A 25656-nucleotide genomic window follows, 5' to 3' on the forward strand; every position below is an offset into this window, starting at 1 on the left:
GCCTGAAGTCTAGCCGGCGCACAGGGGTGGACAGGACGTCTTGTCTAGGGGCTGTGGACAACCCCCAGAGCGGCGGCTATGGACGCACCGAGCGCCCGACCCACCGGCGGAGGAGTGGCATGGCCGATCTGCCGGTATCGGGCCGTCTTCCGCCCCATGATGCGCCAGTCCGGGGGGAACGACTGCAGGAGGGCCGCCTGGTCCACCGTGATCTTCAGCATCAGCGCCGGGTCGTCCGAGCGGGGCCATGCGTACTCCGGCCCCGGCACCTCGTCCGCCAGCGATCCGGCATTCACCCCCATGCGGGCCCAGGCGCGCTTCGTGCCGGACGGTCCGAGGTCGGCGCCGCCGCGATTCTCCGATCCTCCGACCAGCGTGGGCGCCACGGCCGAGGCCTGGGCCGCCCAGGCCTCGGCGTCGAGCCAGCCCCGGGACCTCATGGAGGGAAGGAGCACCCGACCGACCGGGACGTGTTCGTCCACCGTCGGCTCCGGCGGGACGAAGCCGGGGAACCACCGGTCCTTGAGTGCCACGAGGATGCCCTGCCTGCGGTCCTGGGGCACTCCGAAGTCCGCCGCGTTCAGTACGAACCAGTGGAAGCGGTAGCCGAGGTGGGTCAGTTCGGCCTCGACGAATCCCCGGATGTCCGCATAGGCCGGTGAGTCGACGAGGGCGGGCAGGTTCTCCAGCAGGAAAGCACGCGGTTGGATCGAGTGGAGAAGGAGGATCGTGGCGGTGAGAAGCCGCAGCTCCCGGTCGCTGTCCGCGCGTCCCACGGCGGCCGAGGCCTTCACCCGCGGCAGGCCGGCCGACAGGAGGTCGACGTCGAGTGTTTCCGGGTGCTCGTCCGGAAGGAAATCGACGAGGTCCTCGCAGACCACGTTCCAGTGCGGCCTGTTGGCCAGGAGCGTCTCGCAGGCCTGGGGCTTGTTGTCGAGGAGGAGTACGGGGGAGAAGCCCGCCCCCTCCAGCCCCGACGCCAGTCCACCGGCACCGGAGCAGACGTCCACGAAGCGAAGTCGATCAGTCATTCGTCGCCTGCTCGGTCCCTGGGCGGCCCTGCGCGAGCGCCTTCTGCCGCGCCCGGACCCGGTCGTTCCTCTGCCGGTCCACCGCCGCGCGCACCGTCGCCGAGATCTCCTCCGTCGACGCGTGCTCCCAGAAGCGCAGGACCGTCCACCCCAGGGTTTCGAGGTGTTCGGTCGTCTCCCGGTCGCGGGCCATGTTCTTGTCGAGTTTCGCGCGCCACCACTCGGCGTTGGACTTCGGCTGCGTCGCGTGTTGGGGGCAGCCGTGCCAGAAGCAGCCGTCCAGGAAGACGGCGACCTTGGCCGGGCCGAAGACGATGTCGATCGTGCGGCGGGACATGCCGGGGACCGGGACGTTGACGCGGTAGCGCAGGCCGGAGGCGTGCAGGAGTCGGCGTACCGCCAGTTCCTGGGCGGTGTCGCGGGAGCCTTGGCGGCTCATGCGGGCCGAGACTGCGGGGGAGGACGGAACGGCTTCGGTCACCCCTGCATTCTGCCGGACCCGGCGGGCGTCACTCCGACCCGTGACACTTCCCGTACGTCTCCCCCGACCCGCACCAGCACTCCGCCCCCCGTGCCGGCGGCCACGCCGTGGCGCGGGCTCGGGCGGCCAGGGTGGTGGCGTACTGGGGGAGGAGGTCCGCGTTGGAGGGGTGGGTGGATTCCGAGGCGGCGAAGGCTTCGTAGGAGGGGACCGTGGCGCGGACGATGCCGAGGTTGGGGGTGCCGGCCTGGGCGAGTTCGCGGAGGGAGGCCTCGATGTCGGTGAGGTGGGCCGTGTAGGTGGGGTACTCGGCCTCCAGCTCCGGGTAGGCCGCGAGGAGCTCGTCCAGTTCCGGTTCCGGCCAGTGGAGGACCGCGACCGGGAAGGGGCGGGAGAGGGCCGTGCGGTAGGTGCCCAGTTCGGAGCGGAGGCGGGCGATCTCGGCCCGGAGTTCCGCCGGGTCCTCCGAGCCCAGGGACCAGAGGCGCTTCGGGTCGTGCAGTTCGTCCAGCGGGACCGCCGCCGTGTGCAGCCGGTCCGCCAGCGCGTCCCAGTCGTCGTGCGGCAGCGCCAGCATCCGGCGGACCCGGTGCCGGGTCGTGATCAGGGACCGGGTCGCGTGGGGGAGGTCGTCCGGGGTCGTCACCAGGAGTCTCGCCGCCTGCGTCAGGGTCGACTCCGCCTCCTCCAGCTCGTCGTGGGCCTCCAGCGTCTCCGCCGCGATCTCCCACGGCGCCGCGTCCGACGGCCGGGCGCCCCGGAGGCCCTCGATGATCGCCCGGGCCTCCGCCTCGTGTCCGTACTCCCACAGGTTCGCCGCCTTCAGCGCCCTGATCAGGTGCGGGTTCGCCGGCTCGGACGACAGGAGCTCGTGGTAGAGGGCCGTCGCGCCCGGGCGGTCGCCCGCCAGCTCCAGGTGGGCCGCCGCCTGGAGGTACAGGGGCTCCCGGTCGCCCGGGTACTGCGCGGCGGTGCGCAGCAGGCGCTCGGCTTCGGCGGTGTGGGCGGCAGGCGTGTCGGGGCGCATGAGTCACACCGTACTGCTGTACGGCCCCCGAGAGTTGGCACCCCGGTCCTTGTCGTGCCCCCGGGGAGAGCGGGGCGGGCGGTCGTACGGCCTCACCTGCGGGGTTTCGTGCCTTCCCGCCGCGGAGTGGGCGATCTCTCTTTTCGGAGTCCTACCTCCTCGCCAGGACGAGCGCCAGCGCCGCCCCCGTCACCGCCAGCGCCGCCGACGCCACGAGGGCCGCGTCCGGGCCCGCCGTCGCCAGGGCGAGCGTCAGGGACACGCCCGCCGAGGAGCCGATGTAGCGGGCTGTGTTGTTGGCGCCCGAGCCCATCGCCGCCCGCTCCGGCGGTACGGAGTCGACCGCGAGCCGGGGGAGCGCCGCGTTCAGGAGGCCGCTGCCCGCGCCCGCCACCAGCAGGCCCGGAAGGAGGCGCCACGCGCCCGCGTGCCCCTCCAGGGCCCCCAGGAACGTCAGTACGCCCGCCGCCGACAGCACGAACCCCAGGGCCAGTTGGTGCGCGGCCGACAGCCGGACCGCGAGGCGGCGCGCCTGGAGGGCCGCCACGAACGCCGTTCCCGACCAGAGCAGGAACAGCCAGGCCGTGTCCAGCGCCGACATTCCGGTGCCTGCCTGGAGCAGTGCGGGCACCACGCTGAACAGGCCGATCACCGCCAGGCCCGTGAACAGCGCCCCGAGCGTCGACGCCAGGAACGCGGGCCGCCGCAGCAGCGCCAGGTCGATCATGGGGTTCCCGCTCCGCGCCTCCACCGCCGCGAACAGCGCCGTCAGGGCCGCCGAGGCCAGGAGCAGGGCGCCCACCGGGGCGCGCAGCCAGCCGTCCCTGCCCAGGGTGAGCGCCGTGAGCAGCGCCGCCAGGGCCAGGCCGAGGGTCAGCGCCCCCATGACGTCCGGGCGGGGCGCCGGGCGGGGTGCCGAGTAGGGCGTCGGGTGGGGTGCGCCTGCCTCGGATGTCCTCTTGGCCGCCGTCTGCCTCGGTTCCGGCCCCGGCAGCCATCGCGCTCCCGTCGCCGCCGTCGCCAGGGCCCCCGCCCCGAGCGCCCCGTACGCCAGGCGCCAGTCCGTCAGGCTCAGCGCGCCCGCCAGGAGGGGGCCGAGGGCGATGCCGCCGCTCACCGACGCGCCCCACAGGCCCGTCGCCCTGATCCGGTCCCGGCCCGTCGGGTACGCGTGGGCGAGCAGGCCCAGGCTGCCCGCGAGTACGGCCGCGCTCGCCGCGCCCTGGGCGATCCGGGCCGCCGTGAAGGCGGGCGTGGAGCCGGCGAGCGCGCCGAGCGCGGTGGTGAGGCCGAGGGCGAGCGTCCCGAGGAGGAAGACCCGGCGCCTGCCGTACGCGTCGGCGAGGCCGCCGGCCACCAGGAGGAACGCGGCGAGGCCGAGCGGGGTGCCGTTCAGCAGCCAGGCCTGGGCGGAGGGAGGGGTCCCGAAGGCGGCCGCCACGGCGGGGAGGGTGGGCATCGGGGCCGTGTAGTTCATCAGCGCCACGGCCGTCGCCGTCGCCGTCACGGCCAGGGTGGCGGCGCTCGGGCGCCCCTCGCCGCCCGGGGAGCGGACCGAGGAGGAGGCCGGGGAGCGGGCCGAGGAGGGTGCGGGCGCGGACACGGGCGCGTGGCGCGTTCGTCGGGGCACGGCGGGGCCTCCACCTGTCGGCCGATCGGTCGGTTCGGTGAACGAACTCAACGTATCAGGTCGGTTCGTTGACCGAACCCTTTTCGGTACGATGGACCCCATGGCCCTCGGCAAGGACTACGCCCGGCAGCAGTGCTCCATCGCCCGCGCCCTCGAAGTGGTCGGCGAGCGCTGGACCCTCCTCGTCGTGCGCGACGCCTTCTACGGCGTCCGGCGCTACAGCGACTTCCTCGCCCACCTCGGCGTCCCCCGCGCCGTCCTCGCCGCCCGCCTCCAGGCCCTCGTCGAGGTCGGCGTCCTCGAACGGCGGCGCTACCGGGAGTCGCCCCCGCGCGACGAGTACGTCCTCACCGAGCGCGGCCTCGCCCTCTGGCCCGTCCTCTGGTCGCTCGGCTCCTGGGCCCGGACCGAGCTCCCCGGCACCCTGCCGACGCGCCGCTTCCACCACGCCGCCTGCGGCACCGAACTCGACGCGCACGGCGCCTGCCCCGCCTGCCGCCTCCCCGTCCCGCCCGCCGACGTCGAGATGCGGCCCGGCGCCGGACTCGACCCGGACCCCGCCGACCCCGTCGGCCGCGCCCTCCTGGAGCCCCGGCGCCTCCTCGTACCCCTGGAGACCGCCTAGACCACGAGGCGGGGCGCGGGAACTTCCCCGTCCCGCCGCGCGTCTTCACGGCAGAGGAACCGGCGGTACGGAGGAGGTGACGGGATGACGGGCAGGACCCCGGCCCCACGGGTCGTCGCGCCGCTGCTCTTCCTGCTCGCCCTCGCCGGACTGCTCCTGTCCGACGGGGCCGGCGGCCTCGCCGGAGCCGGTGTCTCCGCCTTCGCCCTCGCCGCGGCCACCCTCGTGCACGCCCTGACCGGCGTCCGTACGGCTCCGGCCGCGCGGCCGGCCGCCGTCCGCACCGCCATGCGCGACCGCGAGCGGCGCACCGCCTTCCTGCCGCAGCGCGACCCCGACGCCGCCGGCCGCCGCAGACCCCGGGCTCCCGGCCGTCCCCTCCCGACGGCCGCGTAGGGAGCTCCCGCCCCCGGAATCCCCCGCGCGGATCCGTCATGCCGAGAAACGCACCTCTCCCCGGCACGACGAGACCCCACGGAGGGCTCCCCCATGTCCGCGCTCATGTCCCTTTTCGCCGCCCTGGTCGAGCGGCTCGCCGAGCTGCTCCAGCCGCTCTTCGCCACCACCGCCACCGCCGCCGCGATCGTCCTCTTCACCGCGCTCGTACGGCTCGCCGTCCACCCGCTCTCCCGGGCCGCCGCCCGCGGCCAGAAGGCCCGCACCCGCATCGCCCCGCAGCTCGCCGCCCTGCGCGAGAAGCACGCCAAGAACCCCGAGCGGCTCAAGAAGGCGATGCTCGACCTGCACGCGAAGGAGAAGGTCTCGCCCTTCGCCGGCATCATGCCCGGCCTGCTCCAGGCGCCCGCCTTCCTCCTGATGTACCACCTGTTCGCCGGGGACCGGATGGCCGGGCACGCCCTCTTCGCCGCCCCGCTCGGCGACCACTGGGCCGACGCCCTCTCCCACGGCGGCCCGTTCGGCCCGGCCGGGCAGGTCTACCTCGTCCTGTTCGCCCTCGTCACCGCCGTCGCCGCCTTCGGCTACCGCCACACCAAGCGGCAGCTCGCCGCCCAGCCCCTCGACCTCGGGCGGCCCGCACCCGGCGCGGGCGCCATCGCCAAGGTGATGCCGCTGCTCTCCTTCGCCACCCTGATCACGGTTGCCGTCGTGCCGCTCGCCGCCGCCCTCTACGTCGTCACCAGCACCGCCTGGACCGTCGTCGAGCGGGCCTTCCTCTTCCGCGCGCCGGTGGCGGGGGCGCCCGGCGACGGCGTCGCTACTCGCGCGTAAGGGTCCACTGCGTGGGCGGGGTCTTGCAGAGCGGGCCGTTCTCTTGGAGGATCGACCAATCCTCCGATGGCCGCACTCCATCGGCCGGGGCACCTCAGGGCCCTCCCGGGCCCACCTCGACCACAGGGAGAAGACCATGAAGCTGCTGCGTGTCGGCCCGCCCGGAGCCGAGCGTCCCGCCCTCCTCGACCAGGGCGGAACCCTCCGCGACCTCTCCGCCCTCGTCGACGACGTCGACGGCGCCCTGCTCTCCGACGCCGGGGCCCTCGACCGGATCCGCGCCGCCGCCGGTGCCGGGGTGCTGCCCCCGCTCGACGCCACCGGGCTGCGCGTCGGCCCGCCCGTCGGCCGGATCGGCAAGGTCGTGTGCATCGGGCTCAACTACCACGGGCACGCCGCCGAGACCGGCCAGGCCACCCCGGCCGAGCCCGTCGTCTTCCTCAAGGCCGCCGACACCGTCGTCGGCCCGGACGACACCGTGCTCGTGCCGCGCGGCTCGGTGAAGACCGACTGGGAGGTGGAGCTGGCGATCGTCATCGGCCGCACCGCCCGCTACCTGGAGACCGACGAGCAGGCCCTGGCGCACGTCGCCGGGTACGCGGTCGCCCACGACGTCTCCGAGCGCGAGTTCCAGATCGAGCGCGGCGGCACCTGGGACAAGGGCAAGAACTGCGAGACCTTCAACCCGCTCGGCCCCTGGCTCGTCACCGCCGACGAGGTGCCCGACCCGCAGGCGCTCTCCCTCCGCCTCTGGGTCAACGGCGAGCTGAAGCAGGACGGCCACACCTCCGACCAGATCTTCCCGGTCGCGGAAGTCGTCCGGTACGTCAGCCGGTTCATGACCCTCTACCCCGGCGACGTCATCAACACCGGCACGCCCGCCGGCGTCGCCATGGGGCAGCCGGAGCCCAAGCCGTACCTGCGCCCCGGCGACGTGGTCGAGCTGGAGGTCGAGGGGCTCGGCAGGCAGCGCCAGGAGCTCAAGAGCGCCTGAGCTGGCGAGGGGCCGAAGGCGTCGGCGGCTGAGCCGTAAGGCCGTCAGGAAGGGCTCCCGCCTGGGCCCTTCCGTGGTGAAATGGCCGGCGCCCCGCGTGGGGCGTCGCCATTTCCGCACGTATTTTGCATATTGCCCGATATGGAACGAATTTCGCACGCGCGAGGGCGGGATCGGCGCCGCCTCGCCCTCATCGCCGCGTCCACGGTCGCGGCCACCGCCCTCGTCGGCACCCTGGCCGTCACCGGCCACGCCGACCCGCTCCCGGGCGGCCTCGGGCCCTGCCTGCCGGGCAACTGCCCCGCCACGTACCCCGACCTCAACAGCGATCCCGTCCAGTACCGCGACAACAACATCAACATCTTCGTCGGCGGTGACTTCCTCGTCCGCGAAGCCGCGGCCGAAGCCGAGGGCAAGGTCGTGGTCCTGGGCGGCTTCGACATGAACAAGCGCGTGGGTGCTTCCGCCGTCTACAACGTCGGGATCGTGGGCGCCGGGTCCCGCGTCCCGCCCGACAACGGCACCGACTTCCTCACCGTCGGGGAGAACGTGACGGTCGCCGCCGGGCAGCGGCTGCTCACCAGCGAGGGCACGGTCAGCGGCGTCACGCGGTACGGGGGCACACTCTCCGGCACGGTGATCCCGGACCCGGTGCAGGACGACGACGCGGCCGCCCCGTACGTCTCGCTCCGCGACCGGCTCACCGACGCGAGCCAGTGCTACGCCTACGTCGGCGGGGCCCACCGCGCCACCACCGGTACCGCCGTCAACAGCGGCTCGGAGACGCTCTTCACGGGTGACGGCGCCTCGGACCTCCAGGTCTTCGACGTCGACTTCGACCTGGAGTCCGCGAGCGGAGGGCAGCAGAACCTCCGCTTCGAGGGCATCCCGGCCGGGGCGACCGTCCTCGTCAACGTCTACGGTGCCGACCGCACCGTCGACACGTACATCAACCAGCTCCCGGACGGTCTGCGCGAGCGGGTCCTGTGGAACTTCCCGGACGCCGCGACGGTGAAGTTCGAGGGGACGGCCCAATTCGCGGGCAGCGTCCTGATCGGCAACCAGGCCAGCACGGCGACCGTGACCATGCCGGGCACGAACGGGCGCTTCTTCACCACCGGCAACCTGACGCACGCGTCGGAGACGACCGGCGGCGGCGGACAGGAGATGCACGCGTACCCGTTCAACGGGGACCTGCCGTCCTGCACGGATCCGACGCCTACGCCTACGCCGACGGATCCCACGCCGACTCCCACGGATCCGACTCCTACGCCGACGGATCCGACCCCTACGCCGACGGACCCGACGCCGACTCCCACGGACCCGACGCCGACGCCGACGGATCCGACGCCGACCCCTACGGATCCCACGCCTACGCCGACGGACCCGACTCCCACCCCCACGGACCCGACGCCGACCCCGACGGATCCGACCCCGACTCCCACGGATCCGACCCCGACGCCGACGGACCCGACGCCTACGCCGACGGATCCCACGCCGACTCCCACGGACCCGACGCCTACGCCGACGGACCCGACCCCGACTCCCACGGACCCGACTCCCACGCCGACGGATCCCACGCCGACCCCGACCGACCCCACCCCCACGCCCACGGACGGTGGTTACGGTGACGACACCGGTGGCTACGGCGACGACACCGGCGGTTACGGCGACGACACCGGCGGTTACGGCGACTCCGGCGGTACGGGCGGACCCGGTGGGCACGGCGATTCCGGCGGTACGGGTGGTCCCGCCGGCCCCGGCGGTCACACCACCACCGGAGGTCAGAACACCGGAGGCCAGACCACCGGCGGTCACGGCAACTCCGGCGGTTCCAGCGGGACCGGTGGCCACGGCAGCACGGGCGGCCACGGCAGCACCGGCAGCACCGGTGGTTACGGCGACTCCGGCGGCAACCACCACGGGGCCAACGGCGAGCTCTCCGAGACCGGTGCCGGGAACGGGAAGATCGTCATGGGTGCCATGGCGGTCGTCCTCGCCCTCGGCGGCGGCGTCCTCGTGATGATCAGCCGGCGCCGGCGCCGTACGAACTGAGCAACCGCTCCAGCGCCTCGACGACCAGGGCGTGATCCTCGGCCTGCGGCAGCCCCGAGACCGTGACCGAGCCGATCACTCCCGCGCCCTCGACCCCGATCGGGAACGACCCGCCATGGGCGGCGTACCGGTCGGGGTCGAGGCGCGAGGACGCCTCGAACGTCGTCCCCTTGGCCCGGAACCGGGCCCCGACCAGGAACGAGCTCTCGCCGTACCGCTCGACGACCCGCCGCTTGCGGTCGATCCAGGCGTCGTTGTCCGCGCTGGACCCCGGCAGGGCGCAGTGGAACATCTGCTGCGCCCCGCGCCGCACGTCGATCGCCACGGGCGCCTTCCGCTCCCGGGCCAGGGAGACGAGCAGCGTGCCGAGTGCCCAGGCGTCCTCGTACGTGAAGCGGGGGAGGACCAACCGGGCCTCCTGCGCCTCCAGTTCGATGATCTCCGAGCCGCTCACAGCGCCACCGTGATCCCCTCGCGGGCCGACCGCCGCGCCGCCTCCAGGACGTCGAGCGCGTCGGCGGCCTGGTGCGCGGTGACCGGGTTCGGGCCGGTGCCGTGCAGGGCGGCGGCGACGGCCGCGTAGTACGCCGGGTAGTCGCCGGGCAGCGACTCGACCGGGGTCCCGCCGCCGGTCAGCGGCGACTCGCCCGCGCCGAGCCGGCCCCACAGCTCCTCCGGCTCCGCGCCCCAGACCTCCCCGTCGGTCCCGGGCCGCAGCCCGTCGCGCAGGGCCGCCTCCTGGGGGTCGAGTCCGTACTTCACGAAGCCCGCGCGCCGCCCGAGCACCCGGAACCGGGGGCCGAGCTGGGCGGTGGTGGCGCTCACGTACAGGTGGGAGCGGACCCCGTTCGCGTGGGTGAGCGCGAGGAACGTGTCGTCGTCGGCCTCGGCGCCCGGTCGGCGCACGTCCGACTCGGCGTACACCGAGACCACCGGGCCGAAGAGGACGAGGGCCTGGTCCACGACGTGGCTGCCCAGGTCGTAGAGCAGCCCGCCGATCTCCTCCGGCGCCCCCGACTCGCGCCAGCCGCCCTTCGGCTCCGGCCGCCACCGCTCGAAGCGGGACTCGAAGCGCTGGACCTCGCCGAGCGCGTCCTCGTCCAGGAGCCGGCGCAGGGTGCGGAAGTCGCCGTCCCAGCGGCGGTTCTGGAAGACCGAGAGCAGCAGGCCCCGCTCCTCGGCGAGGGCGGCCAGGCCGCGCGCCTCGGCGGCGGTCCCGGCGAGCGGCTTGTCCACGACGACCGGGAGGCCCGCCTCCAGGGCGGCCGTGGCGACCTCGACGTGCGTCTTGTTGGGGGAGGCGACGACGATCAGGTCCAGCTCCTCCGCGCCCGGCGCCCACAGCTCACCGGGCTCCGCCACCACCCGTACGCCCGGGTGGGCGGCGCGGGCCTCGGCGGCCCGCCCGGGGTTGCCGGTGGTGACGGCGGAGAGGACGAGGTCCTCGGAGGCGGCGATCAGCGGGGCGTGGAAGACGGAGCCCGCGAGGCCGTAGCCGACGAGTCCGACGCGGAGGGGGGTGCGGGGGGTGTCGGTGCCAGTCATGCGCCTCACTTAAGCAACGCTGTTGCCAAAGTGCAAGCGGCCCTGACAATGGGGGTGTGAAGAAGGACCAGGGTGGAGTGAACGTACCGGCGCTGCGCAGCCACAACGCCGCGCTCGTGCTCGATCTGCTGCGCGGGGCGGGGGAGGGCGGCATCAGCCGTCTGGAGCTGGCCGAGCGGACCGGGCTCACCCCGCAGGCCGTCAGCAAGATCACCGCGCGGCTGCGGGCCGAGGGCCTCGCGGCCGAAGCGGGCCACCGGGCCTCGACCGGCGGCAAGCCCCGTACGGTCCTGCGCCTGGCGCCCTCCGCCGCGCACGCCGTCGGCGTCCACCTCGACCGCGACGAGCTGACGGTCCTCCTGACCGACCTCGCGGGCGCGCCCGTCGCCCTCCGCCGCCGCCCGCTGGACCTGGGCGCGGGGGCCGGGCCGGTCCTGGACGCGGTGACGGAGGAGGTGCGGGCGCTCCTCGCCGGGGCCGGGGAGGGGCCCGTCCTCGGCGCCGGGGTCGCCATGCCGGGCCCCCTGGACCACCGGGCCGGGGTGCCCGGCCGGGTCACGGGCTTCCCCGAGTGGGCCGGCCACCCGGTCCGCGAGGAGCTGGCCCGGCGCCTCGGGCTGCCCGTCGTCCTCGACAAGGACACCAACGCCGCCGCCCTCGGCCTCGCCCTGCGGCCCGGTGCCCCCGGCTCCTTCGCCTACGTCCACCTCGGCACGGGGCTCGGCGCCGGCCTCGTCCTCGGCGGCGCGCCGCTGCGCGGGGACAGGACCGGGGCGGGCGAGCTGGGCCACCAGACCGTCCAGCTCGACGGGCCGCCGTGCGGCTGCGGCGGGCGCGGCTGCCTGGAGGTCCTGTGCCTGGCGGCGGTCGCGCGCGGCGAACCCGCCGGGGCCGCGCGGATCCTGGGCGCGGGCGCCGCCAATCTCGTACGGCTCCTCGACATCGACCAGGTCCTCCTGGGCGGCCGGGTGGTGCTCGCCGCGCCGGAGGTCTACGCGGACGGGGTACGGGAGGTCCTCGCCGGCCTCGGCCTGACGGCCCCGGTGGGCGTCGTCGCGGAACGGGACGCGGTGGCGGAGGGCGCGGCGTGGCTGGTCCTGGCGCCGGTCTTCGGGAAGGAGCCGGGCCGCCTCCACCGGATAGGGCCTGCGGGAAGGACAGAGCCGATGGATCGGATAGGGCCGATGGACCGGGTGGAATCGGCGGACCGGACGGAGCCGGTGGACCGGGTGAAGCTGGCGGACCGGGTGAAGTCGGCGGACCGGGTGGAGCCGGTTGATCGGACAGTCGGAAAATAGGCTGATCGGGCGGATTCCCGGTCCTTCCGGAGGAGCGCCCGGTGTCGCTGCCCGCCTCGCCCCCCTCCCGCGTGGCAGCGTCGCGGCCGTCCCCCTGCCCGCGATCAGCAAAGGCACCGGCACCATGGCATCCGTACCCCTGCGACTGCGCAGCGTCCGCGCCGTGACCGTGGCGACCGCCGTGGCGGCCCCCTTCGCGCTCGCGGCCCCCGTCCCGGCGACGGCGACCTCCGCCCCGGCCCCGGCGGCGACGGCCCCCGGAGCGGGCGCGGCCGCCCCCGAGCCCCCCGGCGCCCCGCGGTTCCCCGCCGTCCCCGCCCCCGACCCGCCCGTCCCCGGCTGCGGCGTCCCGGACGACGAGGCCTTCCCGCTCGACACCCGGATCCACGGCGGCCCGGCCGGCTACACGGCGGGCGGCCCCTTCCGGGACTGGCGGCTCGACCTCACGAACACCACCGGGTCGCCCTGCTCCGGCATCCACCCGGTGCTCGTCCTCACCGACCGCGACCGGGTCCTCCGGCCGGAGCAGATCCGCTTCGAGTTCTACGACGCCGGGGCCGCGCGCTGGCACCCCGTGGCCTTCCAGGAGACCTCGGAGGCCGAGAACGTGGGCGTGTTCACCGACTTCGGCGGCTTCGCCGTCCCGGCGGGCGAGACCCTCACCGTCCCCGTACGGCTCGCCTTCGACGCGGGGACGGCCCCCGGCGAGGTTCTGGTCAACGCGGCGATCGTCCAGCGCCGGGGCGCGGACGGGGACTGGATCGGGGACTCCGGCGACTACCGCCTGACCATCGGCCCGACCGGCCCGGACGCCCCGGCCGAGCCGTCCGGACCCAGGGAATCCGCCGGATCCACCGCGCCCGCCGAACCGCCGAAGAGCACGAAGGGCCTGGAAAGCACGGAGGGCACGAAGCCGCCGAAACCGCCGAAACCGCCGAAACCGCCGAAGCCGTCGGGACCGGCGGACCCGGTGGACCCGACGGCCCCGGTCGGCCCCACCGCCCCGGCCGGATCGACGGACCCCGCCAGACCGACCGGCACCCCCGCTCCGTCCACCGCCCCCACCCGGCCGCCGTCCCCCTCCGGAGAGGCGCCCGCGCAGACGCCCGCCACCACGCCCTCCGCGGTCCCCGAACTCGCCCACACCGGAAGCGCGTCGGACGCCCGGGCCCGCGCCCTCGCCCCCTTCGCCGTCGCCCTGCTCCTGCTCGGCGCCGCCCTCGTCCGCGCGGGCCGCCGCCACCGGCGCTCCTGAACCGCACGCCCCCGCGACCGGTCACCGCCCCCGCCGCCACCGGCAGCTCCTGACCCGCGCCCCGCGACCGGTCACCACCCCCGCGCCACCCTCCGTACACCTCCCCGTTCACCCCCGTCTGCGACCATCCCCCGGTGAACTACCAGAGCACTCCCGGCGCCCCCGTCCGCTCCGGCGTCCCCGAGCACGGGCGCGTCCCCAAGTACTACGCCGTCAAGGCGAAACTCGCGCTGATGGTGGACGAGTTGGGGGAGGGCGGGGCGCTGCCCACCGAGCGCGACCTCGCCGTGCGGTACGAGGTGTCCCGGGAGACCGTCCGGCAGGCGATCCGCGAACTCCTCCTGGAGGGGCGGCTGCGCCGCCGGGGCCGGGGCACGGTCGTCGCGGGCCCCAAGCTCGAACAGCCCCTCTCGCTCGCCAGCTACACCGAGGGCGTGCGCCGCCAGGGCCGCCGCCCCGGCCGCGCCCTGATCTCGCTCGACCGCTTCCCCTGCCCGGAGGCGCTCGCCCCCGAGGTCGGCGCCGAACGCGGCGAACCCGTCTGGCACATGGAGCGGGTGCTGCTCGCCGACGACGAGCGGGTCGGCCTGGAGAGCACGTACGTCTCCGAGGCCCGCGCCCCGCGCCTGGACGCCGACTTCGACCCGGACTCCTCCTTCTACGCCTACCTCCACGACCGGCTCGGCATCGCGTTCGGCGACGCCGACGAGCGGATCGAGACCGTCCTCGCGACCCCGCGCGAGGCCCTCCTGATCGGCACCCCGCCCGCCCTCCCGATGCTGCTGCTCCACCGCGTCTCCCGGGACACCTCCGGCCGCCCCCTGGAGCGGGTCCGCACCCTCTACCGGGGCGACCGCTTCAGCTTCACCACCCACCTGGGCCGCCAGGACTGACGGGGGAAAGGCCCGCCCGCCGAAAGTCCGCCACATCACAGAAAGATAACGGGTCTGGTCCAAGTTTGGCGGCCCGTTCACCGTCCCGTCGTCCACCCGCCCCGTCCGGGCCACCCGTCCCCGCGACCGTCGTCGGCATGAAGGTGATCGTCGTAGGAGCCGGCGTGGTGGGAACCATGCACGCCTGGCACGCAGTGGAACGCGGCCACGAGGTCGTACACATCGAGCGCGAGGCCGAGGCGCGCGGCGCCTCCCTCCGCAACTTCGGCCAGATCTGGGTGAGCGGCCGCGCCGGCGGGGAGGAGCTGGACACCGCCCTGCGCGCCCGCGAGCTCTGGGAGGCCATCGGCGCCCGCGTCCCCGGACTCGGCTTCCGGGCCATCGGCTCCCTCACCCCCGTACGGAACGCGCTCGAACGCGCCGTCGCCGAGGCCGCCGTGGCCCGCCCCGACGCCGCCGCGCGCGGCTACGAGCTGCTGACGGCCGACGAGGCCCGCGCGGTCAACCCGGCCCTGCGCGGCGAGTTCGAGGCCGCCCTCCGGTGCGAGCGGGACGCCGCCGTCGAGCCCCGCACCGCGCAGCTCGCCCTCCGCGAGGCCCTCCTCGCCACCGGGAAGTACACCTTCCTGCCGCACCGCGAGGTCCGCGACGTCGTCGGCGAGCACGCCGTCCGCGACGACCGGGGCGAGGTGCACGGCGGCGACGCCGTCGTCCTCTGCACCGGCGCCTCGCTCTCCGGCCTCGTCCGCGAGGTCGCCGGCGAGATCCCGGTCCGCCGGGTCCGCCTCCAGATGATGCAGACCGACCCCCTCGGCGAACCGCTCACCACCTCCGTCGCGGACGCCGACTCCTTCCGCTACTACCCGGCCTACGCCTCCGGCGCCCTCGACGCGCTGAACGCGGGCCAGGCGCAGGACCCCACCGCCGCCGCCCACCGGATGCAGCTCCTCATGGTCCAGCGGCTCGACGGCGGACTGACCATCGGCGACACCCACGAGTACGAGCACCCCTTCGCCTTCGACACCCTCGAAGACCCCTACGAGCACCTCACCCGCGTCGTGGAGTCCTTCCTCGGCCGCCCGCTGCCGAGGATCAGGCGCCGCTGGGCCGGGGTGTACGCGCAGTGCGTCGACACCACCCGGGTCGTGCACCGCCAGAAGGTCCGCGACGGCGTGTGGCTGGTGACCGGACCCGGCGGCCGGGGCATGACCTGCTCGCCCGCCATCGCCGAGACGACCGCCAACGAACTGGGCTGGTGAACCCCATGACCACACACAAGATGAACCTCGTCGTCCTCGACATGGCCGGCACCACCGTCGCCGACGACGGCCTGGTCGAGCAGGCCTTCACCGTCGCCGCCGAACGCCTCGGCGAGGACCCGGCCGCCATGATCGGCCACGTCCGCGCCACCATGGGCGAGTCGAAGATCTCCGTCTTCCGCCACCTCCTCGGCGGCGACGAGCGGCGCGCCCAGGAGGCCAACCTCGCCTTCGAGCAGGCCTACGGGGAGCTCGTCGCCGACGGCAGGATCGCCCCGCTCCCCGGCGCCGCCGAGACGATCGCCGCCCTCCGGGAGCAGGGCAGGACCGTCGTCCTCACCACCGGCTTCGCCCGGGTCACCCAGGACGCCATCCTCGACGCCCTCGGCTGGCGGGACCTCGTCGGCCTCACCCTCTGCCCGGCCGACACCGGCGGCCGGGGCCGCCCGTACCCCGACATGGTCCTCGGCGCCTTCCTGCGCACCGGGGCCGTGGACGACGTCCGCCGGATCGCGGTCGCCGGGGACACCTCGTACGACATGCTCTCCGGCGTCCGCTCCGGCGCCGGGATCGTGGCCGGCGTCCTGACCGGCGCCCACGGCGAGACCGCGCTGAAGGAACACGGCGCCACCCACGTCCTCGCCTCCGTCGCGGAACTCCCGCAGCTGATAAGGGAGTACGAGGCATGACCACGGAAGTACGGGAAGCGGGCGCGGAAGTACGGGGGACGACCAGCGGCATCCGCTTCGACGCCGTCTCCGTCGCCTACGGCTCCACCACCGTCCTCGACTCCCTCGACCTGACCGTGGAGCCCGGCGAGGTCATGGCCCTCCTCGGGCCCTCGGGATCCGGCAAGACGACCGCGCTGCGGGCCGTCGCCGGGTTCGTCCGGCCGGTCTCCGGGCGGGTGTTCATAGGGGACCGGGACGTCACCGACCTGCCGCCGTACCGGCGCGGGATCGGCATGGTCGTCCAGCAGTACGCCCTCTTCCCGCACCTGCGGGTGGACGCCAACGTCGCCTTCGGCCTCAAGGCCCGCAAGGTCCCCAAGGCCGAGATCCCCGGCCGGGTCGCCGAGGCCCTGGAGATGACCGGCATGGCCGACTACGCCCGCCGCCACCCCCGGGAACTCTCCGGCGGGCAGCAGCAGCGCGTCGCCATCGCCCGCGCCCTCGCCGTCCGCCCCGACGTCCTCCTCCTGGACGAGCCGCTGTCGGCGCTCGACGCGCAACTGCGCTCCGGGATGCTGGCCGAACTGGCCCGGCTCCACCGCGAACTGCCCGACGTGTCGATCCTGTACGTCACCCACGACCAGGTCGAGGCGCTGACCCTCGCGGACCGGATCGCCGTCATGGACCGGGCCCGGCTCCGGGACTGCGGCACCCCGCAGGACCTGTACCGCAGGCCCCGCACCGAGTTCACCGCCTCCTTCGTCGGCAACGCCAACCTGCTGCCGGTGACGGTGGGCGCGGACGGGGCGGCCCTGGGCGGGACGGAGCTGGAGGTGGCGACCGGGGGAGCCGCCCCCGGCTCCTCGGCCACCCTCTGCGTCCGCCCCCACCTCGTCGGCCTCGGCGACGGCCCGAACGCCCTCCGGGGCCGGATCACCGAGGTCCAGTGGCGCGGCTCCACCCACCGGCTGTACGTGGAGGTGGCGGGCCACCGGGTGAAGGCGGACGTCCGCGAACTGCGCGAGACGCCCCCGCTGGGCACCGAGGTCACCCTGCACTTCGCCCCCGAGGACGCGGTGCTCCTGACGGCGGGGGTGACCGATGGCCCGGGGGTGACCGATGGCTAGCGCCGTCACCGCGACCGCACCCGCCCCCGCGGCCTCCCGCACCCGGAAGCCCCGTACCGCCCCCGCCTGGGTCTGGGCCCTGCCCCCCGTCGCCGTCCTCGGCCTCGTCTTCCTCTATCCGCTCGCCCTCGTCGTCCGCGAGTCCCTGGCCCCGGGCGCGTACGCCGACGTCCTCGGCTCCGCGTCCTTCCGGGACGCGCTCGTCACCACCGTGTGGATCGCCGTCGCGGCCACCGCCGGCTGTCTGGTCCTCGGCTTCGCCCTCGCGCTCGTGATCGCGTTCGTGCCCTTCCCCGGCGCGAAGGCGGTGGCGAAGTTCATCGACGTCTTCCTCTCCTTCCCGTCCTTCCTGATCACGCTCGCCCTGCTGTTCCTCTACGGCACGGTCGGCATGGCCAACGGGATCTGGACCGACGTCACCGGCGCCGCCACCGGGCCCTTCCGCTTCCTGACCACCCCGTGGGGCGTCCTCCTCGCGGAGATCACGTACTTCACCCCGTTCGTGATGCGCCCGCTGCTCGCCGCCTTCTCGCAGATGGAGACGGCCCAGCTGGAGGTGGCGTCCTCGCTCGGCGCCCGGCCGCCGCGGATCGTCCGGCGGGTGATCCTGCCCGAGGCGCTGCCCGCGCTCGCCGCCGGCGGCAGCCTGGTCCTCGTCCTGTGCCTCAACGAGTTCGGGATCGTCCTCTTCACCGGCGCCAAGGGCGTCACGACCCTCCCGACGCTCGTCTACGGCAAGGCGATCCTGGAATCCGACTACGCCGCCGCCTGCGTCGTCGCCGTCGTCAACGTCGTCCTCTCCACCGGCCTCTACGCCCTCTACCGGGGGGTGAGCCGCCGTGCTGGTGCATAGCCGTACGGGCAGGTGGACGGCCTGGTTCCTGTTCGCGGTCCTCTTCGTGCCGCTCTTCGCCCTGCCGCTCCTCGTCGTCCTCGCCGCCTCCTTCTCCACCCACTGGTCCGGCGCCTTCCCCTCCGGTCCCACCACCGCCCACTACGCGGCGGCCGTGCGCGGCGAGTCCCTCCGGGCCCTGACCACCAGCCTGGTCACGGCCGTCACCGCCAGCCTGGTCGCGCTGACCGCCGGCACCTGGGCGGCGCTCGCCTCGGCGGCCCTCGGGAAGCGGGGCCGGCGGATCGTGGACGCGCTCTTCATGCTGCCGGTCGCCGTGCCGTCCGTGGTGGTCGGCCTCGCCGTCCTCGTCGCCTTCTCACAGCCGCCGGTGCTCCTCAACGGCACCCGCTGGATCGTGATCCTGGCCCACACCGTGCTCGTCACGGCCTTCGCCCACCAGTCGGTCGCGGCCGCGATCCGGCGCCTGGACCCGATGTACGAGCAGGCGGCGGCCGGTCTGGGCGCCCGCCCCTCGTACGTCCTGCTCCGGGTCAAGCTGCCGCTCCTGCTGCCGTCCCTGAACGCGGCGGCCGGGCTCTGCTTCGCCCTGTCCATGGGGGAGCTGAGCGCCACGATGATGCTCTACCCGCCGGACTGGACGCCGCTGCCGGTGCTCGTCTTCACCGCCACCGACCGGGGCTCCCTCTTCACCGGCTCGGCGCTCGCCGTGGTCCTCATGGCCGCGACGCTGCTCGCCCTGCTCGCCGTCTCCCGCGCCCGCACCAAAGCCTCGTACCGCTGAGCCTCGTACCGCTGAGCCTCGTACCGCCGAGTCCGTACCACCGAATCCCGTACCACCGAACCCCGTACCGTCAGGAGAGAACAACGCCATGCTTACGCACGCCAAGCCGGTCGCCGCCGTCACCGGCGCCCTCGTCCTCGCCGCCTCCCTCACCGCCTGCGGCGGCTCCTCCGCTGCCTCCGACGAGAAGGTCGTCACCGTCTACAGCGCCGACGGCCTCAAGGGCGAGGCGGGCGACGGCTGGTACGACAAGGTCTTCGAGGACTTCGAGAAGCAGACCGGCATCAAGGTCAAGTACGTCGAGGGCGGCTCCGGCGAGATGGTGCAGCGCGCCCTCCGCGAGAAGAGCAACACCCAGGCCGACGTCCTCGTCACCCTGCCGCCCTTCATCCAGCAGGCCGGCTCCAAGGGCCTGCTCCAGACGTACGCGCCGCAGGGCTCCGACCGGGTCGACGGCGCCGACAAGGCGGCCGACGGCACCTGGACCTCCGTCGTCAACAACTACTTCGGGTTCGTCCACAACAAGAAGGAGCTGCCCCAGCCGCCCAAGAGCTGGGAGGAGCTGCTCGACGCCAAGTACAAGGACCGGCTCCAGTACTCCACCCCCGGCGTCGCGGGCGACGGCACCGCCGTCCTCATCAAGGCGATGCACGACTTCGGGGGGCGGGCCCCGGCCATGGAGTACCTGAAGAAGCTCCAGGCCAACAACGTCGGCCCGTCCTCCTCCACCTCCAAGCTCGCCCCCAAGGTCGACAAGGGCGAACTCCTCGTCGCCAACGGCGACGTCCAGATGAACTTCGCCCAGTCCAAGTCCATGCCCAACCTCGGCATCTGGTTCCCGGCCAAGGGGGACGGAAAGCCCACCACCTTCGCCCTGCCGTACGCCGCCGGCCTGGTGAACAAGGCCCCGCACACGGAGAACGGCAAGAAGCTCCTCGACTTCCTGCTGAGCGAGGGCGCCCAGCGCGAGGTCAGCGCCGTCGGCGGCGGCTTCCCGGCCCGCAAGGACGTCAAGCCCACCGACGCCAACGCCGTCGCCCTCGCCGGGCTCCTCGAAGGCGTCGAGGTCTTCGAACCCGACTGGGCCGACATCGACGAGAACCTGACGGCGTACGTCGACGCGTGGAAGTCCGCCACCGGAAGCTGAGAGTTCACCGTACGGCCCCTGGAACGCCCGCGCGGATCGCGGAAGGATAACGGGTACGGACCAACTACCTCCGAAATTAGGGGAGTTGGCCCGTACCCGCCTCTCTTCCACGGACTTCCACGGAGGACTCCGACATGCCGATCACCGGCATCCCCCGCCGCACCGTCCTCACCGCCGCCGGTGCCACCGCGGCCGTCGCCGTCACCGGACTGGCCGCCGCCCCCGCCGCCCTCGCGGCCACGAACGCCACGACCGCCGCCCCGACGCTCCCGAACGGCACCAGTAAGGACAAGGTGCTCGTCGTCGGCATGGACGGCCTGCGGTACGACCGGATCGACGCCGCCCAGGCCCCCACCCTCAAGTCCCTGATGGCCAACGGCACCTACGGCCGCTCCCTGCTCTACGCCAACCCCATGGCCGCCACCTCCTCCGGCCCCGGCTGGTCCACGATCTCCACCGGCGTCTGGCCCGACAAGCACGGCGTGAAGGACAACACCTTCGCCGGGAAGAACTACGGCCGGTACCCCGGCTTCCTCGCCCGCCTGCACCAGGTCCGCCCCGGCCTCTCGCTCTTCGCCGCCGTCGACTGGCCCGAGCTGGACACCCACGGGACCGTCACCCCCGGCGCCGACGCCAAGCTCGTCTACAACAACGACTACGCCGTCAACGACAAGGTGATCACCGACATCACCGAGGACGTCCTGCGGAACCAGAACCCCGACGTCCTCTTCGTCTACTTCGGCGAGACCGACGAGATCGGCCACAACCACGGCGCCGCGCACGCCAAGTACCTCGACGCCATCGACGTCCAGGACGCCTACCTCGGCCGGCTCCTCGCCGCGATCCGGGCCCGCCCCTCGTACGGCACGGAGCGCTGGACCGTCATCGTCACCACCGACCACGGCCACACCGACGGCGGCGGCCACGGCGGCTCCGCCGTCGAGGAGCGCCGCACCTTCGTCCTCGCCCAGGGCCCCGGCATCGCCGCCGGCGCCCGCCCCATCGACACCCGCCTGGTCGACGTCGCCGCCACCGTCTTCCACCAGCTCGGCATCGTCCCCGACCCCTCCTGGGGCCTGGACGGCAAGCCGATCCAGGAGCGCTCCACCGACCCCTTCGACACCCTGTACGGCTCGCTCACCGGCCGCGTGGACGAGACCGGCATCCCCGCCGGGGTCCTCGGCTTCACCCACACCGCGCCGAGCGGCTGGTCCGTCGTCAACAACGCGATGGGCACCGGCGGCGTGACCGAGTGGCGCGGCTGGTCCTTCGCCACCGACGAGTTCTGGTCCCGCTCCCAGCGCGACCAGTCCCGCGAGCTGAACGTGCGGGCCCGGGGCGTCTTCGCCGTCGCCGACTCCGACGAATGGGCCGACAAGAGCTTCTCGGGGACGTACGACTCCACCCTGGTCACGCCCGCGCACAACGTCTCCGGCGCGTCCTCGGTGACCCTCGGCTTCACCACGCTCTACCGCCAGGAGGGCTCCCAGACCGCCCAGGTCCTGGCGAGCTTCAACGGCGGCACCCCGACCCCCGTCAAGAGCTACACCGCCGACGTCCTCTCCCAGCCCCAGTCCCTCACGGTCCCGGTCCCCTCCGGCGCCTCCACCGTGAGCTTCCGCTTCCGCTACACCGGCAGCAACAACTGGTACTGGACGATCGACGGGGTCAAGATCACGGCTTCCTGACTAGGCTTGGGGGCGTCGCCACAGCGCAGTCGCGGCGCCCCCAGCACCCGCACGACATGCACGGCAGGAGTCCCGCACCCATGGCAGAGCGCAAGCCGATCGAATCCTGGCTCACCGACATGGACGGCGTCCTCATCCACGAGGGCGTGCCGATCCCCGGCGCCGACGCGTTCATCAAGAAGCTGCGGGAGACCGGGAAGCCCTTCCTGGTCCTCACCAACAACTCGATCTACACCGCGCGCGACCTGCACGCCCGCCTCGCCCGGATGGGCCTCGAAGTCCCCGTCGAGAACATCTGGACCTCCGCCCTCGCCACCGCCAAGTTCCTGGACGACCAGCGCCCCGGCGGCACCGCGTACGTCATCGGCGAGGCCGGCCTCACCACCGCGCTGCACGACATCGGCTACGTCCTCACCGACCACGACCCGGACTACGTGGTGCTCGGCGAGACCCGCACGTACTCCTTCGAGGCGATGACCAAGGCCGTCCGGCTCATCAACGCCGGGGCCCGCTTCATCTGCACCAACCCCGACGAGACCGGCCCCTCCCTGGAGGGCCCGCTCCCCGCCACCGGCTCGGTCGCCGCGCTCATCACCAAGGCCACCGGCAAGGAGCCGTACTTCGCGGGCAAGCCGAACCCGCTGATGATGCGCACCGGCCTCAACGCGATCGGCGCCCACTCCGAGTCCAGCGCCATGATCGGCGACCGGATGGACACCGACATCCTGGCCGGTCTGGAGGCGGGGATGCAGACCTTCCTCGTCCTGACCGGCCTGACGACCAGGGCGGAGGTGGACCGCTACCCGTTCCGCCCGTCCCGGATCGTCGACTCGATCGCGGACATCGTCGACCGCGTCTGAGGCCGGAAGGGGGACCCGGGCGGCTGCTCTCCGGATGCGAAAGCCACCGGAACGGGTGATCCTTCCTAGCAGGAGGTCACGATGCGTTCAGGTCCCCTTGCTCTCCGTGCCGCGGGAGCGGCTCTCGTGCTCGTCCTGGCTCCCGCGGCGGGCGCCGCGCACGCCCACGACGGGGTGCGGGTCACCGTCACCCCGTCCACCGCCTCGCCCGGCGACGACGTGGACGTCCGCGTCGAGGGCTGCCGGGGCACGACCGGCGCCGCGAGGTCCCGGGCGTTCACCGCCGACGCGAAGCTCGTCGGCCGGGACGGCGGGAAGCACCCGATGTACGGCGACGCCACCCTGAGGTCCGGACTCGACGGCGGTACGTACGAGGTGAGCGTCGCCTGCGACGGCCACGAGCACCGCGCCGCCGGCACCGTCCGGGTCGAGCGCCGCGAGCCGACCCACCGGCCCACCCACGAGCCCACCCACGAACCGACCCGCGAGCCGACCCACCACGCGACCCCGGTCGCCCCGGTCCGCGCGGGCGGGGGCGGCACCGCCGCCTTCGCCGCGCCCGCCGCCCCCGGCGTCGCCCAGGCCGCCGGAGAGAACGGCCTCGGCACCCCGTACACCGTGCTCGGCCTCGGCATGGCCGCCCTCGCCGCCGTGGCGGTCGCCTTCCGCGGCTCCCGCCGCCGCACCGACGGCTCCTCCGGCACGGGGACCGGTACGGGCACGAGCACGGGTACGGAGTGACGGTGTCGTCCGGCACCCGCCCGGCGGGCACCGGGCGACTCGTCACCGGCACGGCCTGGGCGCTGCTGTTCCTCGGGCTCTGGCTCGGGGGCGCCGGGACGGACGAGGGCCCCCTGGGCAGCTCGGCGCCGACGACCGGCGACATCGCCGCCGTCGGCCGCCCGCCGGGGGCGGAGCTGCCCCCGGCCCGCGCGCCGCTCGCGCCCGTCGCGCCCCGGCGGGTCGAGGTCCCCTCCCTCGGCGTCGACGCGCCCGTCGTGGCGCGCGGCCTGGACGGCACGGGCGCCATCGACCCGCCGCCCTTCGAGGCGCCGGACACGGTGGGCTGGTTCGGCTCCGGCACCGAGCCGGGCGCGGCCGGGGCGGCCCTCTTCGTCGGCCACGTCGACACCGAGACCCGCCCGGCCGTCTTCTACGGCCTGAGCGCGGCCCGCCCCGGAGCGAAGGTCCTCGTCACCCGGACGGACGGCTCGGTCGCCGAGTTCACCGTCGACGACGTCCAGGTCTTCCCCCGCGAGGAGTTCGACGCCGCGAAGGTCTACGGACCCCGCGAACCCGGCCGCGCCGAGCTCCGCCTGATCACCTGCGGCGGCACCTTCGACCGCGCGACGGGCGCGTACACGGCGAACGTGGTGGTGTCGGCGTACCTGACGGGAGCCTGAACCACCCCGAGAACGATCAAGGCCCCCTCACCATCGGTGAGGGGGCCTTGACCTTGCGTGCGCCGCCAGGGACTCGAACCCCGGACCCGCTGATTAAGAGTCAGCTGCTCTAACCAACTGAGCTAGCGGCGCCTGCTGACAGAGAGAACTCTACCCGACGCGAAGACGTGCTCCTGACCAATAACGGTCGTCCCCGGCCTGTCGGACGGTCGTATCAGTCCTTCGATCCGTCAAAATGTGATTTATCGCCACAGTTGTCGTGAAGGCGCCCCAAACGACGGTCGAAAAGATCTTTGACGAGTGTGGAGGGGAATCGCATGAGCGTGCCGGTCTTCGAGGAGATCGAACCAGCGGCCGACTGCGCCTGCCCGGGCTGCGCCCGGCAGCGGCGCGACCTCGCCCTCGGCCTGCCGGTCCGGGCGGGCGGCCACCCGGCGGCCCACGGCGCCCGCCGCGCCCTGGTCCTGATGACGGCGGCGGGCGTGGTCCTGGGCGGCGGCGGGGCCGACGCCGCCACGGCCCTCTCCCGCGCGACGGACGCGCCGCCGGACGCGCCGGACGCGCCGGGGGAGGAGGAGCCGGGGGAGACGGGGGAGGTGACGGATCCGGATCCCGCCCCCGCCGTCGGCCCCGACACGCCGCAGGGCGGGCGGGGACCGCTGCACGGCGCGCCGGGCCCAGGACCCGAACCCGCGCCGACCGCCACCCCGGCCACGGGGCAGCCCGCCACCGCCCAGCCCGCGCCCGCCCAGCCCGCGACCGACGCGCCGCGGCCGACGACCCGTACCGAGATCATCGAGCGGGCCAAGCTGTGGGTCGCCGCGGGGGTCCCGTACTCCATGGAGAAGTACTGGACCGACGGATACCGCCAGGACTGCTCCGGCTACATCTCCATGGCCTGGAACCTGCGCGGCAACGAGTGGACCGGCAGCCTCGACCGCTTCGGCGAGAAGATCGCCCGCGCCGACCTCAAGGCCGGCGACATCCTGCTCTTCCACAACCCGGCCGACCCGAACCGGGGCTCGCACGTCACGATCTTCGGCGGCTGGGCCGACGCCACGCACACCTCCTACGTCGCGTACGAGCAGACCAAGCCGCGCACGCGGAAGAAGGTCACGCCGCTGGCGTACTGGGAGAACTCCGACCGGTACGTGGCCTACCGCTACAAGGGCGTGGTGGAGGGCGGCACCGGGGGCGGGGAGACGGCCGAGGCGCCGCCGTTCCCCGGCGCGGCGAAGTTCGGGCCGGGCCGGAGCAACGCGTACGTCACCCAGCTCGGACGGCTGCTCGTCGCGCGCGGCGGCAAGAAGTTCTACGCGGTGGGGCCCGGCCCGCTGTGGACCGGGGCGGACCGGCGGGCGACCCGGGCGTTCCAGCAGGCGCAGGGGTGGCGGGGCAAGGAGGCGGACGGGCTGCCCGGGCCCCACACCTGGGAGCTGCTCGTGACCGGCAAGGGCCGGAGCATCGGCGGTTCGAGTGGTTCGGGCGGGTCGAGCGCGAATGCCGTGCCCTTTCCCGGGCGTGGCTCCTTCCGTCCGGGCCAATCCAACGCATATGTGGAGAAGCTGGGCAAACAACTGGTGAAGCGGGGCTTCGGCAAGCACTACCTGTCGGGACCCGGTCCGCGCTGGACGGAGGCGGACCGCCGCAACGTCGAGGCGTTCCAGCGGGCACAGGGCTGGCGCGGCGGAGCGGCCGACGGCTACCCGGGCCCGGAGACCTGGCGGCGCTTGTTCCGATGACCCCGAGAGCATGAGGTGGACCCGAATGACGGCATCGACCCCGAACCCCGCGGACTCC

The 25656-nt window shown here is 74.0% G+C and carries 25 protein-coding genes and 1 tRNA gene; 19 read left to right on the forward strand and 7 right to left on the reverse strand.

The window, feature by feature from the left end; translation table 11 throughout:
* Positions 1-44: 44 nt before the first annotated feature.
* The 4 genes from ACIQVI_RS07840 to ACIQVI_RS07855 form a co-directional block, all read right to left on the reverse strand.
* Positions 45-1031 (reverse strand): DNA cytosine methyltransferase, encoded by a 987-nt coding sequence (locus ACIQVI_RS07840; RefSeq protein ID WP_403592555.1) that lies wholly within the window; start codon positions 1029-1031, stop codon positions 45-47.
* A complete protein-coding gene (locus tag ACIQVI_RS07845) occupies positions 1024-1470 on the reverse strand; it encodes a very short patch repair endonuclease (RefSeq protein WP_403592557.1) in 447 nt (148 codons plus the stop codon). Before ACIQVI_RS07845 ends, ACIQVI_RS07840 begins: the two co-directional genes overlap by 8 nt.
* 70 nt (positions 1471-1540) lie before the next feature.
* Complete coding sequence (locus tag ACIQVI_RS07850; RefSeq protein ID WP_403592560.1) at positions 1541-2539, reverse strand: SEC-C metal-binding domain-containing protein; 999 nt, start codon at positions 2537-2539, stop codon at positions 1541-1543.
* A gap of 151 nt (positions 2540-2690) precedes the next feature.
* Entirely contained in the window at positions 2691-4169 is a 1479-nt protein-coding gene (locus ACIQVI_RS07855; protein WP_403592563.1) for an MFS transporter, read from the reverse strand.
* 100 nt (positions 4170-4269) lie between these two features.
* On the opposite strand from ACIQVI_RS07855, the gene ACIQVI_RS07860 reads away from it, so the two are divergent.
* From ACIQVI_RS07860 to ACIQVI_RS07880, 5 genes are all read left to right on the forward strand, one after another.
* Positions 4270-4794: a winged helix-turn-helix transcriptional regulator gene (locus tag ACIQVI_RS07860; protein ID WP_403592566.1), complete on the forward strand. Its 525-nt coding sequence runs from the start codon at positions 4270-4272 to the stop codon at positions 4792-4794.
* 84 nt (positions 4795-4878) lie between these two features.
* Positions 4879-5190, forward strand: coding sequence for a DUF6412 domain-containing protein (locus tag ACIQVI_RS07865; protein WP_403592569.1), 312 nt, complete (start codon positions 4879-4881; stop codon positions 5188-5190).
* 93 nt (positions 5191-5283) lie between these two features.
* Positions 5284-6024 carry a YidC/Oxa1 family membrane protein insertase gene (locus ACIQVI_RS07870; protein WP_403592572.1) on the forward strand — a complete coding sequence of 247 codons (741 nt, stop codon included), beginning with the start codon at positions 5284-5286 and terminating at the stop codon, positions 6022-6024.
* 136 nt (positions 6025-6160) lie between these two features.
* Positions 6161-7018, forward strand: coding sequence for a fumarylacetoacetate hydrolase family protein (locus tag ACIQVI_RS07875; RefSeq protein WP_351971251.1), 858 nt, complete (start codon positions 6161-6163; stop codon positions 7016-7018).
* 141 nt (positions 7019-7159) lie between these two features.
* Entirely contained in the window at positions 7160-9073 is a 1914-nt protein-coding gene (locus ACIQVI_RS07880) for a choice-of-anchor A family protein (protein ID WP_403592575.1), read from the forward strand.
* On the opposite strand, the gene ACIQVI_RS07885 is transcribed toward ACIQVI_RS07880, so the two are convergent.
* Together ACIQVI_RS07885 and ACIQVI_RS07890 are read right to left on the reverse strand one after the other, a co-directional pair.
* A complete protein-coding gene (locus ACIQVI_RS07885) occupies positions 9045-9527 on the reverse strand; it encodes a heme-degrading domain-containing protein (protein ID WP_351971249.1) in 483 nt (160 codons plus the stop codon). The two genes, ACIQVI_RS07880 and ACIQVI_RS07885, sit on opposite strands and share 29 nt — an antisense overlap.
* Complete coding sequence (locus tag ACIQVI_RS07890; protein ID WP_403592578.1) at positions 9524-10618, reverse strand: Gfo/Idh/MocA family oxidoreductase; 1095 nt, start codon at positions 10616-10618, stop codon at positions 9524-9526. The genes ACIQVI_RS07885 and ACIQVI_RS07890 overlap by 4 nt, the downstream gene beginning before the upstream one ends.
* Positions 10619-10674: 56 nt before the next feature.
* On the opposite strand from ACIQVI_RS07890, the gene ACIQVI_RS07895 reads away from it, so the two are divergent.
* The 13 genes from ACIQVI_RS07895 to ACIQVI_RS07955 all read left to right on the forward strand — a co-directional run bounded on the left by ACIQVI_RS07895 (position 10675) and on the right by ACIQVI_RS07955 (position 23856).
* Positions 10675-11916 carry an ROK family protein gene (locus ACIQVI_RS07895; RefSeq protein ID WP_403592581.1) on the forward strand — a complete coding sequence of 414 codons (1242 nt, stop codon included), beginning with the start codon at positions 10675-10677 and terminating at the stop codon, positions 11914-11916.
* A gap of 124 nt (positions 11917-12040) precedes the next feature.
* The gene (locus tag ACIQVI_RS07900; protein WP_403592583.1) at positions 12041-13171 is read left to right on the forward strand and encodes a hypothetical protein; all 1131 of its coding nucleotides are present in this window, start codon (positions 12041-12043) and stop codon (positions 13169-13171) included.
* 134 nt (positions 13172-13305) lie between these two features.
* The gene (locus tag ACIQVI_RS07905) at positions 13306-14064 is read left to right on the forward strand and encodes a GntR family transcriptional regulator (protein ID WP_403592586.1); all 759 of its coding nucleotides are present in this window, start codon (positions 13306-13308) and stop codon (positions 14062-14064) included.
* A gap of 137 nt (positions 14065-14201) precedes the next feature.
* Positions 14202-15323 carry a TIGR03364 family FAD-dependent oxidoreductase gene (locus ACIQVI_RS07910; RefSeq protein ID WP_403592589.1) on the forward strand — a complete coding sequence of 374 codons (1122 nt, stop codon included), beginning with the start codon at positions 14202-14204 and terminating at the stop codon, positions 15321-15323.
* A 5-nt stretch (positions 15324-15328) separates the two neighbouring features.
* Positions 15329-16012, forward strand: a complete 684-nt coding sequence (locus tag ACIQVI_RS07915) for a phosphonatase-like hydrolase (RefSeq protein ID WP_403592592.1) — start codon at positions 15329-15331, stop codon at positions 16010-16012.
* On the forward strand, positions 16009-17121 hold the full coding sequence (locus tag ACIQVI_RS07920) for an ABC transporter ATP-binding protein (RefSeq protein WP_403592595.1): 1113 nt from the start codon (positions 16009-16011) through the stop codon (positions 17119-17121). Before ACIQVI_RS07915 ends, ACIQVI_RS07920 begins: the two co-directional genes overlap by 4 nt.
* On the forward strand, positions 17114-17974 hold the full coding sequence (locus ACIQVI_RS07925) for a 2-aminoethylphosphonate ABC transporter permease subunit (protein ID WP_351971241.1): 861 nt from the start codon (positions 17114-17116) through the stop codon (positions 17972-17974). Before ACIQVI_RS07920 ends, ACIQVI_RS07925 begins: the two co-directional genes overlap by 8 nt.
* Positions 17961-18758, forward strand: a complete 798-nt coding sequence (locus tag ACIQVI_RS07930; protein ID WP_403592599.1) for an ABC transporter permease — start codon at positions 17961-17963, stop codon at positions 18756-18758. The genes ACIQVI_RS07925 and ACIQVI_RS07930 overlap by 14 nt, the downstream gene beginning before the upstream one ends.
* Positions 18759-18846: 88 nt before the next feature.
* On the forward strand, positions 18847-19905 hold the full coding sequence (locus tag ACIQVI_RS07935) for a 2-aminoethylphosphonate ABC transporter substrate-binding protein (protein ID WP_403592602.1): 1059 nt from the start codon (positions 18847-18849) through the stop codon (positions 19903-19905).
* Between the two features lie 134 nt (positions 19906-20039).
* Positions 20040-21593, forward strand: coding sequence for an alkaline phosphatase family protein (locus ACIQVI_RS07940; protein WP_403592605.1), 1554 nt, complete (start codon positions 20040-20042; stop codon positions 21591-21593).
* An 80-nt stretch (positions 21594-21673) separates the two neighbouring features.
* Positions 21674-22453, forward strand: a complete 780-nt coding sequence (locus ACIQVI_RS07945; RefSeq protein WP_121833311.1) for an HAD-IIA family hydrolase — start codon at positions 21674-21676, stop codon at positions 22451-22453.
* A gap of 126 nt (positions 22454-22579) precedes the next feature.
* Positions 22580-23194 carry a hypothetical protein gene (locus tag ACIQVI_RS07950; RefSeq protein ID WP_403592608.1) on the forward strand — a complete coding sequence of 205 codons (615 nt, stop codon included), beginning with the start codon at positions 22580-22582 and terminating at the stop codon, positions 23192-23194.
* A 2-nt stretch (positions 23195-23196) separates the two neighbouring features.
* Positions 23197-23856 carry a class F sortase gene (locus ACIQVI_RS07955; protein WP_403592611.1) on the forward strand — a complete coding sequence of 220 codons (660 nt, stop codon included), beginning with the start codon at positions 23197-23199 and terminating at the stop codon, positions 23854-23856.
* A 58-nt stretch (positions 23857-23914) separates the two neighbouring features.
* Here ACIQVI_RS07955 and ACIQVI_RS07960 read toward each other — a convergent pair.
* A tRNA-Lys gene (locus ACIQVI_RS07960) sits at positions 23915-23988 on the reverse strand.
* A gap of 185 nt (positions 23989-24173) precedes the next feature.
* On the opposite strand from ACIQVI_RS07960, the gene ACIQVI_RS07965 reads away from it, so the two are divergent.
* Complete coding sequence (locus ACIQVI_RS07965) at positions 24174-25598, forward strand: peptidoglycan-binding protein (protein WP_403592614.1); 1425 nt, start codon at positions 24174-24176, stop codon at positions 25596-25598.
* The last annotated feature ends 58 nt before the right edge of the window (positions 25599-25656 follow it).

Source organism: Streptomyces sp. NPDC098101, from assembly GCF_044760185.1.
Taxonomy (GTDB): domain Bacteria; phylum Actinomycetota; class Actinomycetes; order Streptomycetales; family Streptomycetaceae; genus Streptomyces.

What these genes read in the sequence shown, in the direction of transcription:
- ACIQVI_RS07865 (WP_403592569.1), top strand. Translation starts at nt 4,879, where the DNA reads ATGACGGGCAGGACCCCGGCCCCACGGGTCGTCGCGCCGCTGCTCTTC.
- ACIQVI_RS07875 (WP_351971251.1), top strand. Translation starts at nt 6,161, where the DNA reads ATGAAGCTGCTGCGTGTCGGCCCGCCCGGAGCCGAGCGTCCCGCCCTC.
- ACIQVI_RS07915 (WP_403592592.1), top strand. Translation starts at nt 15,329, where the DNA reads ATGACCACACACAAGATGAACCTCGTCGTCCTCGACATGGCCGGCACC.
- ACIQVI_RS07840 (WP_403592555.1), bottom strand. Translation starts at nt 1,031, where the DNA reads ATGACTGATCGACTTCGCTTCGTGGACGTCTGCTCCGGTGCCGGTGGA.
- ACIQVI_RS07900 (WP_403592583.1), top strand. Translation starts at nt 12,041, where the DNA reads ATGGCATCCGTACCCCTGCGACTGCGCAGCGTCCGCGCCGTGACCGTG.
- ACIQVI_RS07965 (WP_403592614.1), top strand. Translation starts at nt 24,174, where the DNA reads ATGAGCGTGCCGGTCTTCGAGGAGATCGAACCAGCGGCCGACTGCGCC.
- ACIQVI_RS07940 (WP_403592605.1), top strand. Translation starts at nt 20,040, where the DNA reads ATGCCGATCACCGGCATCCCCCGCCGCACCGTCCTCACCGCCGCCGGT.
- ACIQVI_RS07845 (WP_403592557.1), bottom strand. Translation starts at nt 1,470, where the DNA reads ATGAGCCGCCAAGGCTCCCGCGACACCGCCCAGGAACTGGCGGTACGC.
- ACIQVI_RS07850 (WP_403592560.1), bottom strand. Translation starts at nt 2,539, where the DNA reads ATGCGCCCCGACACGCCTGCCGCCCACACCGCCGAAGCCGAGCGCCTG.
- ACIQVI_RS07860 (WP_403592566.1), top strand. Translation starts at nt 4,270, where the DNA reads ATGGCCCTCGGCAAGGACTACGCCCGGCAGCAGTGCTCCATCGCCCGC.
- ACIQVI_RS07920 (WP_403592595.1), top strand. Translation starts at nt 16,009, where the DNA reads ATGACCACGGAAGTACGGGAAGCGGGCGCGGAAGTACGGGGGACGACC.
- ACIQVI_RS07935 (WP_403592602.1), top strand. Translation starts at nt 18,847, where the DNA reads ATGCTTACGCACGCCAAGCCGGTCGCCGCCGTCACCGGCGCCCTCGTC.
- ACIQVI_RS07925 (WP_351971241.1), top strand. Translation starts at nt 17,114, where the DNA reads ATGGCTAGCGCCGTCACCGCGACCGCACCCGCCCCCGCGGCCTCCCGC.
- ACIQVI_RS07870 (WP_403592572.1), top strand. Translation starts at nt 5,284, where the DNA reads ATGTCCGCGCTCATGTCCCTTTTCGCCGCCCTGGTCGAGCGGCTCGCC.
- ACIQVI_RS07890 (WP_403592578.1), bottom strand. Translation starts at nt 10,618, where the DNA reads ATGACTGGCACCGACACCCCCCGCACCCCCCTCCGCGTCGGACTCGTC.
- ACIQVI_RS07910 (WP_403592589.1), top strand. Translation starts at nt 14,202, where the DNA reads ATGAAGGTGATCGTCGTAGGAGCCGGCGTGGTGGGAACCATGCACGCC.
- ACIQVI_RS07880 (WP_403592575.1), top strand. Translation starts at nt 7,160, where the DNA reads ATGGAACGAATTTCGCACGCGCGAGGGCGGGATCGGCGCCGCCTCGCC.
- ACIQVI_RS07945 (WP_121833311.1), top strand. Translation starts at nt 21,674, where the DNA reads ATGGCAGAGCGCAAGCCGATCGAATCCTGGCTCACCGACATGGACGGC.